The organism is Alloactinosynnema sp. L-07 (genome assembly GCF_900070365.1).
In the GTDB taxonomy this organism is placed as follows: Bacteria; Actinomycetota; Actinomycetes; order Mycobacteriales; family Pseudonocardiaceae; genus Actinokineospora.
Map to the genome: position 1 here is coordinate 3,874,754 of NZ_LN850107.1, position 15,796 is coordinate 3,890,549.

Here is a 15,796-nt window from a genome sequence, read left to right on the forward strand (position 1 = left end):
CTTCTCCGACAGTCAAGGTGATCTCGCCGGGCCAGGGTGGTCGATCACCCACCGTGCGGCACCTCTACGATCCGGCGGATGACCACCTACGACGATCTCGACGCGTTCGAGCACCTGGACACCTCAGCGCTGCCGCGCCGTCAGCAGCAGATCCTGGTGACGATCCGGGACTGGGTGGTCCGATATGGATACTCGCCGAGCTCCCGGCAGATCGGTGACGCCGTCGGACTGCGGTCGTCGTCGTCGGTGTCCAAGCACCTCGCGAGCCTGGAGGAGAAGGGTTTCCTGCGGCGCAGCGCGACAATGTCGAGGGCGATCGACGTGCGCCTGTTCCTGCAGGAGCCTGCGACCCGCAAGCCTGCCGACGACTCGGTGAGCGTGCCCGTCGTCGGCGATATCGCGGCGGGAAGTCCGATCTTGGCCGACGAGCATCTCGATGACGTCCTGACGCTGCCGCGCGAACTCACCGGGCGCGGCACCGTTTTCGGCCTGCGGGTGCGCGGCGACTCGATGATCGACGCCGCGATCTGTGATGGCGACATCGTGGTGGTGCGACAGCAGTCCGAGGCCCACTCTGGTCAGATCGTCGCCGCGATGATCGATGGCGAGGCCACGGTGAAGGTGTATCGGCGCCGTGACGGCCACGTCTACCTTGAGCCGCGCAACGCGGACTATGACGTCATCGACGGCGATCAGGCTGTCGTGCTGGGGACCGTCGTCTCGGTGCTGCGCAGCGTCTGACTAACGGGGCCGGGGCTGACAGCGCGGGCACGAGAACGACGACCGATTCATGAACGGCTCGCGCCGGATGGGCCGCCCGCAGCGCGGACACGGCAGGCCCTCCTGGCCGTAGGCCGCCAGCGACCTGTCGAAATACCCGGACTGCCCGTTCACGTTGACATACAACGCGTCGAACGACGTGCCGCCGACGTTCAGGGCCTCGGCCATCACCTCGGTCGCCGCCGTCAGCAGGGCGCGGGCCTTGGCCGGGGACAGGCTGTCGGCGGGGCGGGCCCAGTGCAGCTTGGTCCGCCACAGGGCCTCGTCGGCGTAGATGTTGCCGATGCCCGAGACCACCGTCTGGTCGAGCAGCGCCCGTTTGACCTCTGACCGCTTCGCGCGCAAGGCGGCGACGGCGGCGGCCAGGTCGAACTGGGGGTCCATCGGGTCGCGGGCGATGTGGGCGACCGGGATCGGCAGCACCGTCCCGTCGACGACCACGACGTCCTCCACCGACAGCCCGCCGAAGGTCCGCTGATCGACGAACCGCAGTTCCGGTTCCGACGCGAAGGCGACCCGGACGCGCAGGTGCTTCTCGGGCGCCGCCGAGGAGGGTTGGACGAGCATCTGGCCGCTCATGCCCAGGTGGGCCAGCACAGCCGCGCCCGAGGACAGCTCCAGCCAGAGGTACTTACCGCGCCGCCGCGCGGCGACGAACCGGGTGCCGACCAGGCGTGCGGCGAAATCGGCGGCACCCGGGACGTGGCGGCGGATAGCGCGGGGATGGTGGACATCGACCGAGGCGATGGGACGGTCCAGCACGTGGTTCTCGAGGCCACGTCGGACTACCTCGACCTCAGGCAGTTCCGGCATCGTCGGACGGCTTGATCGACTCGGTCAGTTCGCGCCAAGCGGCCTCGGCGGCCTTCTGCTCGGCTTCCTTCTTCGTCTTGCCGTCGCCGTTGCCGTAGCTCTTGCCGTTGACCACGACGAGCGCGGTGAACTCTTTGCGGTGGTCGGGGCCCTCTTCACGCACCCGATACTCGGGAACGCCAAGGCCCGCGGACGCGGTGAGTTCCTGCAGGCTGGTCTTCCAGTCCAGACCCGCGCCGCGCTGGGGAGCCTCGATGAGCAACGGGTCGAAGTGCTTGTGCACGACCTCCCGCGCCACGTCGATGCCGTGCTGCAGATAGACAGCGCCGATCACGGCTTCCAGGCCGTCGGCGAGGATGCTCGCCTTGTCCCGGCCGCCGGTCAGCTCCTCGCCCTTGCCGAGCAGCAGGTGCGCGCCGAGGCCACCGTCGCCGAGGCCGCGCGCGACCCCCGCTAGGGCATGCATGTTGACCACGCTGGCGCGCAGCTTGGCGAGCTGCCCCTCGGGCAGGTCGGGGTGACGGCGATAGAGATGATCGGTGACGACGAGTCCGAGGACCGCGTCACCGAGGAACTCCAGCCGCTCATTGGGCGGCAGTCCGCCGTTCTCGTAGGCGTAGGACCGATGGGTCAACGCGAGCACGAGCAGCTCGGCGTCCACGTGGACGCCGAGCGCGTCGAGCAGCGTTGCCGGGTCCGCCGTGGGACCGCGTGCCGCCTTACCCCCCATGACGTGCGCCTAGGGTCACGCGGGCTGCGTGACCTGGCGACCGTCGTACTGACCGCAGGTCGGGCAGGCGATGTGCTGCGGCTTGGGCGCCCGGCAGGCCTTGTTCGAGCAGTTCACCAGGTGCACGGCAGTGGTTTTCCACTGCGACCGGCGCGCGCGGGTGTTCGAACGCGACATCTTCCGCTTGGGGACGGCCACGACTACTTCTCCTCTGACGAGCTGTTGTGCAGGATCGGACGGTTACGACTTGCGATCCTGTTGGATCCGCTCTTGCAGTGCGGCCCATCGAGGATCAATGCTCTCATGCCGGTGATCCGGCTCGAGTTCGGCCCACTTGCCACCACACTCCGCACACAGACCCGCACAGTCCGGCGAGCACAGCGGCACGTGCGGCAGCGCCAACACCACCGCGTCCCGGACCACCGGCTCCAGGTCCAGCAGATCGTCGACAAGGCGGCTGACCTCGTCTTCGTCGGTCGTCTCATCGGTCGCGCTGTCGGGATAGGCGAACAACTCGGTGATGTCGACCTCGACCTCATCAGAGATCGGATCGAGACAGCGCGAGCACTCGCCTGCCAACGGCCCAGCGGCGACACCGGAGACCAACACACCTTCGACTACCGACTCAAGCAACACGTCAAGCTCGACCTCAGCCCCCGCCGGGATCGCGATGACCCCTTCGAGACCGATGGCATAGGTCGCCTGCGCGGTACGCCGAACCGGTTTACTCGACCCGGGACGCCTGCCCAGTTCGCGGGTATCGATGACCCACGGGCTGGTCTGCACCGGACGGGCCGGGCTCTTGCGGTTCTCGGACATGGTGGACTCAGTCAGCGCCTTAGGTGGAGTGGGCGGCCCTATGGGGCCAGCCCAGATAGGGTACGCGACCCACCCCCGGACCGGAAATCCGCACCTCACCAGCCGCACGGCTCTCAGTGGGCATGGCTTGGATTGCAACCGGCACTGCCCTGACCAGCCGACCTCGCAGCTCATCCCGGGCTGTTCTTGAGGTCGCCAGACCTTCTTTGGCTTTGAGGTCGCTAGACCTTCCCCGTCCCTTCGCCCATGCCATCCCTAACTCGAGTCCGACGGGGTCAAGGGTCGGCTTGCCGATCGCGCAGCGACGCCGCAGGCGCCCTTGAGGCCGTCGGACTCGAGTTAGACCCTTGATGGCGGAGGGGCCCCGCCGTTACCCGCGTTCCGGTCCACGGCGCGGGGTCAACTCCATGAGTACAAGGACGGGTCGCTCCCCTAGCCCGAGCGTTTAACATCCGGCCGACGGCCTCAAGGGCGCCTGCGGCGTCGCTGCGCGATCGGCAAGCCGACCCTTGACCCCGCCGTCCGGATGTTAAAGATGGCCAGGACGGGGTGCTAGGGGGCACTGCGAAGGACCAAGAGCCCCTGCCTCGCTGCGCATCGGGCGGGGTGGCTTTGGCGGGGCCTTGGGCCTCGGAGGGCGTTGGTCTAGAGCCCTTTGGTGGGGTTAGGCGTGGTAGTCGAAGGGGGTTGCGCCTGCGGGGACGCCGTTCATGGTGCCGCGCAGGTGGGAGCGGCCCTTGCCTACCGTCCTCAAGGTGTGGCTGAGCAGGTCTTCGAACTCCGCCAGCTTGGTGTCCACGTATTCATCGCATTCGGCGCGCTTTCGGGCGGCTTCGTCGCTGGTGGCGTCGAGGACTCGGGCGGATTCGGCGTGGGCGGCCTGGACGACCTCGGTCTGGGAGACCAGCCTGCCCTGCTCGAATCGGCCTTCCTCCACCGCACGCTCGTACGACTCGCGGCCTGCCTGGAGCATGCGGTCGGCTTCGTCCTGGGAGCGGCCGACCAGGGTCTCGTATTCGGCGCGGCCCGCCGCGATGGCGCGGTCGGCTTCGTCCTGGGCGTCGGCGACCAGGCGGTCGGCGTGGGCGGTGGCCTCGGCGATCAGACGCTCGGCTTGGGCGCGAGCGTCCGCGATGGCCTTGTCGGCCTCCAGGTTGGCCTTGCTCAACGTCTGCTCGGCCTGGTGTTCGGCCGCGCCGACGATTTCGTCTTTCTTGTCGAGCACGTCCTGGGCGTCGTCCATCTCCGTGGGGAGTGCGTCGCGGACTTCGTCGAGCAGTTCGAGGACGTCGCCTCGGGGGACGACGCAGCCTGAGGTCATCGGTACGCCCCTGGCTTCCTCCAGGATCGTGACCAGTTCGTCGATCGCCTCGAAAACCTTGTACACGGCTCCTCCTCCACCCTTGTCAGCGATTGTGCCCGGTTTCACCGCGCTCCCGGTGGAGATCGGAGGGGTGTGTCCCGTTGTGGCAGGCTGAAGCCTTGTGATGATCCGCACCGCGACCGCACAAGACATCGACCCCATCGTCGCCCTCCTCATGGACGACCCTCTGGGCGCGAAGCGGGAGAACCCAGGCGACCCGCGCTACACCGCCGCGTTCGCAGCCATCGCCGCCGATCCCAACCAGGTCCTCGCGGTGGCCGACGCCGACGGCGAGATCGTCGGTACCCTGCAGATCACCTTCACCCCGGGACTGTCCCGAATCGGCGCGACCCGGGCCACCGTCGAAGGCGTGCGGGTGCGGTCCGACCAGCGCGGCAACGGGCTCGGGCAGCTGTTGATGGAGTGGGCGATCAAGGAAGCCACCACGCGGGGGGCGGCCATGGTCCAGCTCACCACCGACGTCAGCCGGACCGAGGCACACCGGTTCTACGAGCGGCTCGGTTTCGTGGCCAGTCATGTGGGGATGAAGTTGCCGCTTCAGGCCTGACCGGTGATCGCGCGCACCAGGCGTCCTTCCGGCGCATCCCATGGTGCGCGGTCAGAGTGGTCGGACCACTGAGGGCCAGGAGTGTGCGGGCACGGTGTCCAGTGAGGGCGGCCGAAAGATTGCGGCGGTGTCGGAGGGCGGGTCGAGCGTGAGAGCTCGCCGCAGTACCCAGACCGCAGCGCCAGGGTTGTCGAGCTGGGTGAACCACCGCACGGTCTGCGGGGCGAAGACATTGCTGTCGCCGTCGACGGCTGTGCGGTAGGCGACGGCCCGGTCGTGCCCGCGCAGGATCACCACATCGGCGCATCGCCGGGAACGCCAGTGGTGCACCGCGACGAACAGGTCGGGCCGCTTGGGGTCGCCGTAGAGGTGGATAGTCCAGTGGCGGCGGCGGAGTTCGGCCAGCAGCGGGTCGATGTCGGCCCAGTCGCTCATCGTGGTTCGGCTCCCGGTGGTGATGGTCAGAGGCGGCGGAGTCCGACCAACACGCTGGCAAGGAACTGCGGATCGCCGGGGTCATGGAAGTACGATTGCTGGCCCACCAGGGGCCAGCCGTGTGGTCGTGGGCTTGCCGGGCATAGTCGCGGCCGCGGTGGACGCGGAATCGGGAGCATTCCGACCGCGGGCAGGAACAGCGACGGCTCCGAGCGGGCCAGCCGTGGGCACGGGCCGGGGCCGGGTGCCCACGCCAGTCATCAGTGCGACGGCGTGCCGGGTGGCAACGCCGGGGAGGCGGGGAGGCGGGGAACAGCCACGCCATCGCGGCCATCGAGCACTCTGGGCACAACGGCGGCCCATTCGGCCGCCTGCTCCACGTGTCGTTGATCGGCAGCCCGCACAGCGCGGTCGCGCGGTATGTCAGAGGCCACGTGCACCCGGCCCGCGTAGTAGGCGCCGCCGTGGCGGTTGGTGCCCCACGTCAGCGGCGGCACCTCGGTCTGCTGGTGGTCATGGCTCACCGGTCCAACCCCTGGTCGGCGCCACTGGCGACCGACCCGGCCACGCGCCCACCGGGCCGGGGTGCTGGTTGAACCGGCTCAGCAGCCCGGTCCCGGTGAGCATCAGGCGGACCGGCCACGCTCGGGTCCCGGGCTTGCCCGGGATGCGCCGCTCGATGTAGCCGCCGTTCTCCAGGACGACCAGCGCGGCGAACACGCCGGTCTGCAGGTCGTGGCCGTCGACACGGCGCAGGATCGAGTCGACGGCGACGATCCGGTCGCAGGCGACCAGCCGCAGCGCCGTGTGCCGGTCACGGCCGTAGTCCAGTTTCACGACCGCTCACCTCGCTCAGGCGCCGAGTGCATGGCGGCGGCGACGGCCTCGCACCGCGGGCAGAGCGCCTGACGTGCGGCGGGATCGACCTCGCCGCCGCCGAGCAGCACGCGGCAGACGCTGATGCCGACGAGGCGGCCCTCGAAGTCCAGCGTGCGGGGAACGCCGTTGCGTGTCTCGTGCAGGTGCGCCAAGCGCGGGTTCAGCAGCCCGCGGTGCCACCGCGGGGGCGCCGGGGGCAGCACCCGCATCGTGATCGTGTTCGCGCCGGTCGGCGGGTTCGCGCGGGCGGGAAGCAGTGCGACGGCCATCAACCATCACTCCTCGTTGCGATAGCAAACAGGCGTGGGTGTGGGGACTAGAGGGCGACGAGGCCAAGGGGTCGGGGCCCGGGAAGGCTTGGCCCCGCCGCCTGCTCGGGGTGGGGCTGCTCGACTACGCGGCGAGCCGGGTGGTCACGAAGTCGATCGCCTTCTCCAGGGCCGCGTCGTGGCCGTCGACGGAGAGCAGCTCGTGCGGCAGGTCCAGGTCGCGCAGGACGTCGCCGACGTGACTGTCGGCCAGGACCCGGAACTCGGCATCGTTGTCGCGGACCTTGTTGTCACCCAACGGAATCGTCGGGTCCAGAGTGGTGCGGAACATCAGGTCGTAGCGGTCGCTGTGGCCCAGGGCGAGGGCTTCGAGCTTGGCGACCTGGACCGGGTCGGGCTTCTCCCGCCGGTACTCCAGAGCGGCCCGGTAGTAGCCGAGGGCATCGGGGACGGGGCGGTCGATGAGCACGACGTCGGAGTGCAGCCAGGCTTCCATCTCCTCGCTGATGCCGCGGGACATGATCCACAGGGTGGACAGCCAGGTGTGGTTGAACAGGATAGGCAGCCCGATGCGTTGTGCTGCCTCGCCGAGGTCGGCGACGGTGCCGACGACGATGTGCCTGCGGCGCAGGTCGTGGGCGAGGCGGGCGAGGAAGGTGGACTTGCCGGTGGAGTGGGTGCCGAGCACCGCGATCGTGACCGGCTTCTCGACCTCGGATGCGGTCACCACAGCCCACCATCCGGTTCCTCAACCGGGGCGAACCCGGGCAGGGCGGCGACCTTGACCAAGCCCGTCCAGTCCAGTTCGCCGTCGTCGATCAGGCGCAGCAGCAGCTGCCAGGCGCACCAGGTGTCGTAGGCGGCGCGGTGGTGGCCGGACTCGGCGAACCCGGCCGGGTCGATCCCGGCGTGGGCGACGAGCTTGTCCAGGCCGTAGCCGGGCAGGTCCAGCCACACGTACTTGGCGAGCTTGAGGGTGTCGAGCACCATCGGCGGGCGCCACTCGGGCAGGTGCGCGCCGATCACCCGGTGTTCGACGGAGGCGTTGTGCGCCAACAGGATCCGGCCGTCCAGCAGCGCGGCGATCTCGCCCGCGACCTCGGGCCAGGCGGGGCAGTCGGCGACGTCGGCGTCGCGGATGCCGTGGACCTTGCGGGTGACCATCGCGGTGATCGGCTTCGGCGGCCGGACCATCCAGGTCCGCATGTCCGCCTCGGCGCCGCCGTTCTGGTCGTCGATGGGCAGGGCGGCGAGTTCGATGATCTCCGGCGGGTGCTGGCCGTTGCCCTCCACGTCCACCACGACCAGACGCCTGCCGTGCAGGGCCGCGGGCAGTTCGGGGGTCAGGGTGTCGGCGCTCATCGCGGGTCCTCCGTGGCGATCGCGGTCGGCCAGCCTGTGTCGGCGCGGCCGTGTTGTTGGCGGTGGTGGGGCTTGGCGATGTCGTGGACCTGGTAGCCCAGGCCGTGCTGCATGAGGTAGCGGGGTTGCTCGTCGAGCCCGGCGACCACGACGGCGCGGTCGTTGACCTCGACCAGGGTGCCGCCCAACCGGGCGGCCATGTCGGCGACCCGCCGTTCGTCGGGCCGGGTCCACGCGTCCGCGCAGCGCTGCAGCTGCCGGGACGGGCAGATGTCGCACAGCTCGCGGATGCCGTAGTGGCCGTTGTAGTCGGCCACCCGGTGGGCGTAGGCGACCCCGCACGAGGTCTTGCGGAACAGCGGCGACCGGGCCGGGAACTTCGCGGCGTGAGCCAGGATCCGCTTCTCCAGATCCTGCGGGAAGAACTTGCGGCGGGCGCCGTCCTCGTAGGGTTCGGGCAGCCCGTGGGCCTGGTAGTAGTCGCGGATCTGGTCCTTGAAGAACAGGCCGGTGAACACCGTGGCGTGGGCGTGGTGGCTCAGCTCGATCGCGCGGGCGATGTGCTCGTCCGTGTCGTTGAGGCCGGGCACGATCGGCCGCCAGTACAGCACCACCCGGTAGTTCTCGGCGTGGTCGTAGGCGGTGCGCAGCGACGCGGCGGCGATGGTCGAGTCGACCGGTTCGATCCGGTCGTCGTCGATGCCGGAGTGCGTGACGAGGATCGTGAGCTTGATGTTGGTGAACGAGTTGAGGACCGCGCAGTCCTCTGGCTCGATGTGCCAGCGAGTGATCACTAGGACGTGGTTGGTCAGCCCCTGCTCGTCCAGTTCGCGCAGCATCGCGAAGGTGTGGGGTTTGACCGTGGCCAGCATGGGGTCGGTGGCCCGGTTCAGCATCTGGATCGGGGTCACGTGCGGCACGAAGTACTGGTGCCCGACCAGCAGGTCGGCGGCCTGGGCCTCGCTCATCAGCCGGCGTGGGATCTTCATGTCGAAGTTGTCGAACAGGTGCCGCACGCAGTAGCCGCAGTCCAGCGGGCAACCGATGATCCAGTTCACGCTCAGCCCGGACTTGCGGTACTCGATCACATCCAGCAACTCCGGCCGGACCTTGTCCCGCTGCTCCAGTGTGAGCAGCGGCAAGGGCCGCCGGGGCGGGCCGAGCGACGACAGTGTCGCGGCCAGTTCGTCCGCCTTGGTGGTCACGGAGATCCTCCCGATCATGGTGCGGGTCGGTGTTTCCCGTGATCAGAGGACCAGAACCCGCTACGATCGCGGAACGAGGCAAGTCGACTACAGCCTGTATTTGCCTCCCTGTTCGTTCCGCAGGCACGAGGTGAGCGGGAGCCACCGTGACCGAGGACAACCCCGTCGACATCGGCGCAATCGCCGCGGCGCTGGCCGCCGAGATCCGGCGGCTGCGCAAGGACGCCGGGCTGAGCCAGAAGCAGCTCGCCGCGCAGGTCGGCTACACCCGCCAGTACGTGTCGCTGGCTGAACGGGTCGGCTGCAACCTGCCGTCGCTGGAGTTGGTCCGGGCTCTGGACGCCCGACTCGGCGCGGGCGGGCGGCTGCTGGCCCTGCGCGAGCAGGCGCGAGCCGACCAGCGGGCCGTGCGGCACGCCCTGCCCGCATCCGCGCCGACGCACCTGCCCGGATTTGCCTCCCCCTTCACCATTGCTTTCCCACCCGCACGGCAGGTAGAGGGAGGCCGGTTCGCTATCTCCGTCCCAGCCGGCCGGTTCTTCGCCGGATCGACCATCACCGCCGCCAGCTACCCGGCGGTGGACGACGGGCGCATCGTGGTGCGCGTCCCCACTGGCCTCGCCGACGACCCGGAGCTGCGCCGCCCCGGGCGGAATCTGGTTGTCGGCTCGGCCGATGGCCCGGCCGGTCAGCGGCTGTTCGCCTTGGACAACCGGGCCGCCCGCGTCCGCCTGGCCAAGGCGGTGGACGGTGCGCCGCTGCTGATTCCGGGCGCCTACGAACTCGACGACCTGACCCTGGGCGTGCTGTGGGCCGTGGCCAATCTCGACGACGCCCTGCTCGACGACGACAACGCCCTGGCCGCCGCGGAGGCCCGCCTGCGCGGATTCGACAGTTCGACGTGGTCGACGGGCGGCCGGGACCTGGCCGCCGACCTCACCGCCGTGTCGCGAATGTGGTTGGGCTCGGACTTCTGCGCCCGCCACATCCTGCGCCACGCCGACGCCCTGCAGGACGTGCCCGCGTTCTGGACCCGCGAGCAACGAGGCGAGGAGTCCAGCACCTGGCTGCTGTTCGCCCACAAGTACGACTACCTGGCCCGCACCGCGGCCACCTTCGCCAGCACCGGCGCGACACCCACCCGCACCTTCTGTGTCCCGTCCGGGGCCGTCACCGGTTCCCTGAGCCCCGAGCGGATCCTGCTGCTGCTCGCGGTCGCGCTCATGGAGTCCTTCGGCATCGAGGTCCAGGTGTGCGCCGAACCCGAGTACAGCTCCGTTGCCGGGTTCGCCCTCGACCAGAGCCGCCGCGCGATCGTGGCCAACTGGGTCGGCCACGACGGCGTCTGGCAGGTCGACGTGACCGACGACCGACCTGCCCTGCGCGAGTTCGCCGACGCCCGCGAATACGCCGATGCCCACTCCATGATCGCCGGACCGACGCCGCCTGCCCGGTTGCGGGCGCTTGCCGCCTACCTCGACCTGGACTGGGCCTGGCTCACCCGACGCTGCGCCGACCTCGGCGACTACGGCACCGTGGGCCTGGCCCAACCACGCAGCAGGCTGCTGTCCACGGCCGGGCTGGACAAGGCCTGCCGGTTCCTCGGCAGCCTCGGTGAACGGCACGGCGAGCAGTAGGCTGCCGATCACTGTCCGCACGTGGCCCGGGAAGGATCAGGGTGCCTGACGCCCAGCAAGCCAACCGTCGTGTCGTCGTGTTCGGCCTCGGCGGCACCATCGCCATGACCAGCAGCGACACCGGCGGCGTCGTGCCCGCCCTGTCGGCCGAACAACTCGTCGCCGCCGTACCGGGCCTGGCCGACACCGGCATCACCGTCGACGTCGTCGACTTCCGCCGCAAGCCGGGCGCGTCCCTGACCTTCGACGACCTGACCGAACTCGCCGACGCGATCACAACCCGGCTCGCCGACAGCGATGTGGACGGCGCGGTGGTCACCCAGGGCACCGACACGATCGAGGAGACGGCCTACCTGCTCGACCTGCTTCATCAAGGCCCGCAGCCGCTGGTGGTGACCGGTGCGATGCGCAACCCGACTCTGGCCGGAGCCGACGGCCCGGCGAACGTCCTCGCCGCCATCCAGGTCGCCGCCAGCCCCGAGCTGCGTGGGCAGGGCTGCCTGGTCGTGCTCGCCGACGAGATCCACGCCGCCCGCCGGGTCCGCAAGACCCACTCCACCAGCGGCGCCACCTTCCAGTCACTCAACGGCGGCCCGCTCGGCGCGGTCCTCGAAGGCCGGCCCCGGCTGCACAACCGCCTCGCCGACCGCACCACCGTCCCCGCTGGACCCCGCATGCCCGGCAAGCGGGTCGGCTTGGCCACGATCTCCCTGGGCGACGACGGCACGATGATGGCCGCCGCCGACCGGCTCGACGGACTCGTGGTGGCCGCCTTCGGCGTCGGACACGTCCCCGCCGATCTCGTGCCGCTCCTGGCGAAGATCGCAGACCGGATCCCCGTGGTTCTGGCCTCCCGCACCGGATCCGGGTCCACACTGCGCTCCACCTACGCGTTCCCCGGCAGCGAACGCGACCTGCTCGACCACGGCCTCATCGGCGCCGGATTCCTCGACCCGCTCAAATCCCGCATCCTGCTTCACACCCTGCTCACCGCCGACACTGACCGCGCCACGATCGCGGCCGCGTTCGACGCCGCAGGCGGCCACGCCCACCCCAGCACGTGGCCCTGGAGCGCCCCCACCGTTAGCCAGGAGCCCTAGACCCCGTGCGCAGCCACGACCTCACCCTCGGGCGCTCCTTCGGCGTCACCTTCGACCATGGCGAGGACTTCTTCACCGCCCTAGCCGAGTTCTGCCGCGTCAACAACGTCCGCCACGGCTACATCCCCTCGTTCATCGCCGGATTCGCCGAGGTCGACATCGTCGGCACGTGCGACAAACTCGACGACCCGAACGCGCCCGTGTGGACCAAGGTCCACCTGACCAACGTCGAAGCCTTCGGCGGCGGCACGCTGGCCTACGACCCCGACACCGACCAGGTCCTCCCCCACATCCACGTCGCCGTCGGCCTCAAGGAACATGCCGCCACCGGCTACACAAGCCACCTGCTCGCCGCAGAGGTCCTGTTCCTCACCGAGATGCTCGTCATCGAGGTCACCGACCCGGTCATGCGCCGCGAACGCCGGCCAGACCTCTACGACGTGCCCCTCCTGAGGTTCGTCCCCCCGGTCGATCAGTCCTGAGCGGCGCGGTTTTCTTCCAAGCGCTTGAGCAGGCGGGTGTGGACGATTTCGGGGAGGAGGTGGGAGACCGCGCCGCCGTACGTCGCCACCTCCTTGACCAGTGAGCTCGACAGGAAGCTGTTCAGCGGCGAGGTCGGCATGAACATCGTCTCCACACCGGTCAGGCCCTGGTTCATCTGGGCCATCTGCAGCTCGTAGTCGAAGTCGCTGACCGCGCGCAGGCCCTTCACGATGGCCTGGACGTCGTGCTGCTTGCAGTAGTCGACCAGCAGGCCGTGCCAGGAGTCGACGCGCACGTTGGGGAGGTGGGCGGCGGTCTCGCGGAGCATGTCCATGCGCTCCTCGACCGTGAAGAGGCCCCGCTTGGTCTTGTTGATCATCACCGCGACGACGACCTCGTCGAACAGCGCCGCGGCGCGCTCGATGATGTCGAGGTGGCCGTTGGTGGGGGGGTCGTATGAGCCCGGGCAGACAGCGCGCGTCATGAATCTGGACCGTAGCAGCCCGCGGTCACGCTGAGTCGGTGTCCGATGTCACGTGTGTCGCCCAGTGCAACTCTGTGTCGCCGTAGCGGCGGGAGCGGGTTCCGGCCAGCGGCTCCGGCCAGGCGGGCTCCCCCGCCCGGCTGTCGCGCTCGACCACGATCGTGGCGCCCGGTGTGGTCCAGCCGTTGTCGACCAGTGCGCGCAGCATGACCGCCAGCTCTGGCCCCTCGACGGCGTAGGGCGGGTCGGCGAAGACGACGTCGTACGGTTCGACGGGCGGCACCGCCAGCACCGTGGCGACCTTCCCCAGCCGGATGTCGGCCCCGGGCAGCGCCACGGTGGCGGCGTTGCGCTTGAGGACGGCCACGGCGTTGCGGTCGGACTCGACCAGGGTGGCCACGGCCGCGCCCCGCGACAGCGCCTCGAAACCCAAGGCGCCCGAGCCCGCGTACAGGTCGAGCACCCGCGCGCCGTGCAGGCCGACCCCGGCCTCCAACGCGCTGAACAGGGCCTCCCGTACCCGGTCCGACGTGGGACGGGTCCCCTTCGGCGGCACCGCGAGCCTGCGGCCACCGGCCGCGCCCGCCACGATCCTGGTCACGAGCACATGGTGCCTGAGCAGCGCCGCGGCACCCCAAATGGGGTGAGGACGAGCACATCCGACATGAGCCTGATTCAGCCGCGACCCAAAGCGCGTAATCTCGCTCTTCCTGTATTCGAACAACCGGGGAGCGCTGCGTGTCGGAACCCTCTGTGAGAGAGGCCGAGATCGCGGTCGAGCAGAAGCATGTCGACGTCGTCTACGCGCGGGTCGAAGAGATGCGCGGCGAGGCAGAAGCGATGCGGAACCGGGGTGACGCGCTGGCACACGGCGCGCGCAACGAGGCGGTGTTCGAGCAGGCTGCGATGCTGTTCGAGCGGGACGTGATGGTCCGCCACGCCAACCAGATCCTGCGCACGCTCGACGCCGAGCATGAGGGCCTGGTCTTCGGGCGGCTCGACGACACGTCCGGCGAGACGATGTACGTGGGCCGTCTTGGCGTGCGGGACATCAACTTCGACAACCTGGTCACCGACTGGCGTGCCCCGGCGGCGTCGCCGTTCTACCAGGCGACCGCCGAGCAGCCGATGGACGTGATCCGGCGGCGGGTGATCCGCTCGACCGGGCAGTCGGTGGTCGACATCGACGACGACCTGCTGATGCCCGAGCGGCACATCGACAGCATGGCGGTGGTCGGCGAGGGCGCGCTGATGGCGAGCCTGACCCGCGCGCGTGGCGAGAACATGCGCGACATCGTCGCCACCATCCAGAAGGAGCAGGACGAGGCGATCCGGGCCCCGTGGCGGGGCGTCACCGAGATCACCGGCGGCCCCGGCACCGGCAAGACCGCGGTCGCGCTGCACCGCGTGGCCTACTTGCTCTACCGCGACCGCCGCCGGATGGGCGGCTCCGGGGTGCTGGTGGTCGGCCCGTCCCCCGCGTTCACCTCCTACATCTCGCGCGTGCTGCCATCGATGGGTGAGGACAACGTCGAGTTGCGGTCGCTGTCCGACCTGCTCGACGGGGTCAAGGCGGTCCGAGTCGACCCGGCCCCGGTCGCCGCGGTCAAGGGTTCGCTGCGGATGCGCCGGGTGCTCAAGCGCGCCATCCGCGAGGCGCCCTCGGACGCGCAACACGAGTTCCGGATCATGTACCGGGGCGAGGTCCTCAAGCTCGACGCACGCGAGTTGGCCGTGGTGCGCAACAACGTGCACAACGGCAAGCGCCCGCCGAATCAGTCGCGCGTGGACGCCGCCGAGGCGCTGCTGGAGGCGCTGTGGCGCAAGGCCGACTCGTACACCGACTTCCCGGTGAAGCGGGCCGAGCTGATCACCGAGCTGGGTGAGCGGATCGACTTCCACCGGTTCGTCGTCGTCTGGTGGCAGCTGCTGACCCCAGCCGAGATCCTGCGCTCCCTCGGCGACCGGCGGCGGCTGTCGCGGATCGCGGGCCGCGGGCTCACCCGGACCGAAGTGGATATGCTGGCCGACTCGTGGGCCGACACGAACGGCGGCCCGTCGGTGGCCGACGTCGCCCTGCTCGACGAGCTGCGGGTGCTGCTCGGCAAGCCGCCGAAGCGTAAGAAGCGACGAACGGACACGTCGATGGCGGAGCTGAAGACCTGGTCGGAGCGGCAGAGCGGCCCCGGCTACCACCGTCCTGACGACTACGACGAGTTCTCCCACATCGTCGTCGACGAGGCGCAGGACCTGTCCCCGATGCAGTGGCGGATGGTCGGCAGGCGGGGCAAGTACGCGAGCTGGACCGTCGTCGGCGACCCGGTGCAGAGCTCGTGGCCGGACCCGGCGGAGGCGCGGCAGGCGCAGGACGGCGCGTTCGGCGGTCCCCGGACCGAGCGCCGACAGTTCGCGCTGCGCACCAACTACCGGAACTCGGCGGAGATCTTCGACCTCGCCGGCAAGGTCGTGCGCGATGTATCGACCCCCGAGCAGCTGCCGCACGCGGTGCGCAGCACCGGCATCGAACCCGCGATCGAGCTGTGCGGGTTCGACGAGCTGACCCACGTCGCCGTCGCCGCGGCGCGGGAGCTGCTCGGCACGGTCGACGGCACGGTCGGGGTGATCACCGCGACCAGCCGGGTCGACTCGACCCGGTCGGCGATCGAACGGCTCAACGACGAGCGGCTGCGGGTGGTCGACGGGCTGGAGTCGAAGGGCTTGGAGTACGACGCGGTCGTGCTCGTCGAGCCCGCGGAGCTGGTGTCGGAGTCGACGACGGGGCCGCGGACGCTGTATGTCGCGCTCACCCGGGCCACCCAGCGGCTCACCGTCGTGACGACCGACCCGAACTGGCCGGACAGCTGAGGAG

General features: G+C 69.8%; 20 protein-coding genes. 6 read left to right on the forward strand and 14 right to left on the reverse strand.

Annotated features, from left to right (window positions below; all coding sequences use genetic code 11):
- Positions 1-78 precede the first annotated feature (78 nt).
- On the forward strand, positions 79-741 hold the full coding sequence (gene lexA / locus BN1701_RS17080; protein ID WP_054050059.1) for a transcriptional repressor LexA: 663 nt from the start codon (positions 79-81) through the stop codon (positions 739-741).
- Here lexA and mutM read toward each other — a convergent pair whose 3' ends face one another.
- The 5 genes from mutM to BN1701_RS17105 all read right to left on the reverse strand — a co-directional run bounded on the left by mutM (position 742) and on the right by BN1701_RS17105 (position 4,529).
- The gene (gene mutM, locus BN1701_RS17085; protein WP_054050061.1) at positions 742-1,593 is read right to left on the reverse strand and encodes a bifunctional DNA-formamidopyrimidine glycosylase/DNA-(apurinic or apyrimidinic site) lyase; all 852 of its coding nucleotides are present in this window, start codon (positions 1,591-1,593) and stop codon (positions 742-744) included.
- Positions 1,577-2,323, reverse strand: coding sequence for a ribonuclease III (gene rnc, locus BN1701_RS17090; protein ID WP_054050063.1), 747 nt, complete (start codon positions 2,321-2,323; stop codon positions 1,577-1,579). The genes mutM and rnc overlap by 17 nt, the downstream gene beginning before the upstream one ends.
- Positions 2,324-2,338: 15 nt before the next feature.
- On the reverse strand, positions 2,339-2,521 hold the full coding sequence (gene rpmF, locus BN1701_RS17095) for a 50S ribosomal protein L32 (RefSeq protein WP_054050065.1): 183 nt from the start codon (positions 2,519-2,521) through the stop codon (positions 2,339-2,341).
- 42 nt (positions 2,522-2,563) lie between these two features.
- Positions 2,564-3,142 (reverse strand): DUF177 domain-containing protein, encoded by a 579-nt coding sequence (locus BN1701_RS17100; protein WP_054050067.1) that lies wholly within the window; start codon positions 3,140-3,142, stop codon positions 2,564-2,566.
- A 664-nt stretch (positions 3,143-3,806) separates the two neighbouring features.
- Positions 3,807-4,529 (reverse strand): DivIVA domain-containing protein, encoded by a 723-nt coding sequence (locus BN1701_RS17105; RefSeq protein WP_054050070.1) that lies wholly within the window; start codon positions 4,527-4,529, stop codon positions 3,807-3,809.
- Positions 4,530-4,626: 97 nt separating this feature from the next.
- Here BN1701_RS17105 and BN1701_RS17110 point away from each other — a divergent pair, with 97 nt between their 5' ends.
- Positions 4,627-5,073 carry a GNAT family N-acetyltransferase gene (locus tag BN1701_RS17110; protein WP_369800564.1) on the forward strand — a complete coding sequence of 149 codons (447 nt, stop codon included), beginning with the start codon at positions 4,627-4,629 and terminating at the stop codon, positions 5,071-5,073.
- A 51-nt stretch (positions 5,074-5,124) separates the two neighbouring features.
- On the opposite strand, the gene BN1701_RS17115 is transcribed toward BN1701_RS17110, so the two are convergent.
- The 7 genes from BN1701_RS17115 to BN1701_RS17140 all read right to left on the reverse strand — a co-directional run bounded on the left by BN1701_RS17115 (position 5,125) and on the right by BN1701_RS17140 (position 9,223).
- A complete protein-coding gene (locus BN1701_RS17115; protein ID WP_054050074.1) occupies positions 5,125-5,508 on the reverse strand; it encodes a hypothetical protein in 384 nt (127 codons plus the stop codon).
- 260 nt (positions 5,509-5,768) lie between these two features.
- A complete protein-coding gene (locus BN1701_RS35630; protein WP_157368033.1) occupies positions 5,769-6,032 on the reverse strand; it encodes a hypothetical protein in 264 nt (87 codons plus the stop codon).
- Positions 6,022-6,345 carry a hypothetical protein gene (locus BN1701_RS17120; protein ID WP_054050076.1) on the reverse strand — a complete coding sequence of 108 codons (324 nt, stop codon included), beginning with the start codon at positions 6,343-6,345 and terminating at the stop codon, positions 6,022-6,024. The genes BN1701_RS35630 and BN1701_RS17120 overlap by 11 nt, the downstream gene beginning before the upstream one ends.
- Positions 6,342-6,656 (reverse strand): hypothetical protein, encoded by a 315-nt coding sequence (locus BN1701_RS17125; RefSeq protein WP_054050078.1) that lies wholly within the window; start codon positions 6,654-6,656, stop codon positions 6,342-6,344. Before BN1701_RS17125 ends, BN1701_RS17120 begins: the two co-directional genes overlap by 4 nt.
- A 124-nt stretch (positions 6,657-6,780) precedes the next feature.
- Positions 6,781-7,383, reverse strand: coding sequence for an AAA family ATPase (locus tag BN1701_RS17130; protein ID WP_172803269.1), 603 nt, complete (start codon positions 7,381-7,383; stop codon positions 6,781-6,783).
- Complete coding sequence (locus BN1701_RS17135; protein ID WP_054050082.1) at positions 7,380-8,018, reverse strand: 3'-5' exonuclease; 639 nt, start codon at positions 8,016-8,018, stop codon at positions 7,380-7,382. Before BN1701_RS17135 ends, BN1701_RS17130 begins: the two co-directional genes overlap by 4 nt.
- On the reverse strand, positions 8,015-9,223 hold the full coding sequence (locus BN1701_RS17140; RefSeq protein WP_231949626.1) for a radical SAM protein: 1,209 nt from the start codon (positions 9,221-9,223) through the stop codon (positions 8,015-8,017). Before BN1701_RS17140 ends, BN1701_RS17135 begins: the two co-directional genes overlap by 4 nt.
- Positions 9,224-9,369: 146 nt before the next feature.
- Between BN1701_RS17140 and BN1701_RS35635 the strand changes: the two genes are divergently transcribed.
- Genes BN1701_RS35635 through BN1701_RS17155 form a run of 3 tightly spaced genes read left to right on the forward strand, consistent with a single transcriptional unit; the run spans position 9,370 to position 12,442 of the window.
- Positions 9,370-10,860, forward strand: coding sequence for a helix-turn-helix transcriptional regulator (locus tag BN1701_RS35635; protein ID WP_054050084.1), 1,491 nt, complete (start codon positions 9,370-9,372; stop codon positions 10,858-10,860).
- 41 nt (positions 10,861-10,901) lie between these two features.
- On the forward strand, positions 10,902-11,960 hold the full coding sequence (locus BN1701_RS17150; protein WP_231949627.1) for an asparaginase: 1,059 nt from the start codon (positions 10,902-10,904) through the stop codon (positions 11,958-11,960).
- Positions 11,961-11,965: 5 nt separating this feature from the next.
- Entirely contained in the window at positions 11,966-12,442 is a 477-nt protein-coding gene (locus BN1701_RS17155) for a PPC domain-containing DNA-binding protein (RefSeq protein ID WP_054050086.1), read from the forward strand.
- On the opposite strand, the gene coaD is transcribed toward BN1701_RS17155, so the two are convergent.
- Positions 12,433-12,927, reverse strand: coding sequence for a pantetheine-phosphate adenylyltransferase (gene coaD, locus BN1701_RS17160; RefSeq protein WP_054050087.1), 495 nt, complete (start codon positions 12,925-12,927; stop codon positions 12,433-12,435). The two genes, BN1701_RS17155 and coaD, sit on opposite strands and share 10 nt — an antisense overlap.
- Before the next feature lie 25 nt (positions 12,928-12,952).
- Positions 12,953-13,528: a 16S rRNA (guanine(966)-N(2))-methyltransferase RsmD gene (gene rsmD, locus BN1701_RS17165; RefSeq protein ID WP_054055925.1), complete on the reverse strand. Its 576-nt coding sequence runs from the start codon at positions 13,526-13,528 to the stop codon at positions 12,953-12,955.
- Positions 13,529-13,665: 137 nt separating this feature from the next.
- Between rsmD and BN1701_RS17170 the strand changes: the two genes are divergently transcribed.
- On the forward strand, positions 13,666-15,792 hold the full coding sequence (locus tag BN1701_RS17170) for an ATP-binding domain-containing protein (protein ID WP_054050089.1): 2,127 nt from the start codon (positions 13,666-13,668) through the stop codon (positions 15,790-15,792).
- Positions 15,793-15,796: the final 4 nt, after the last annotated feature.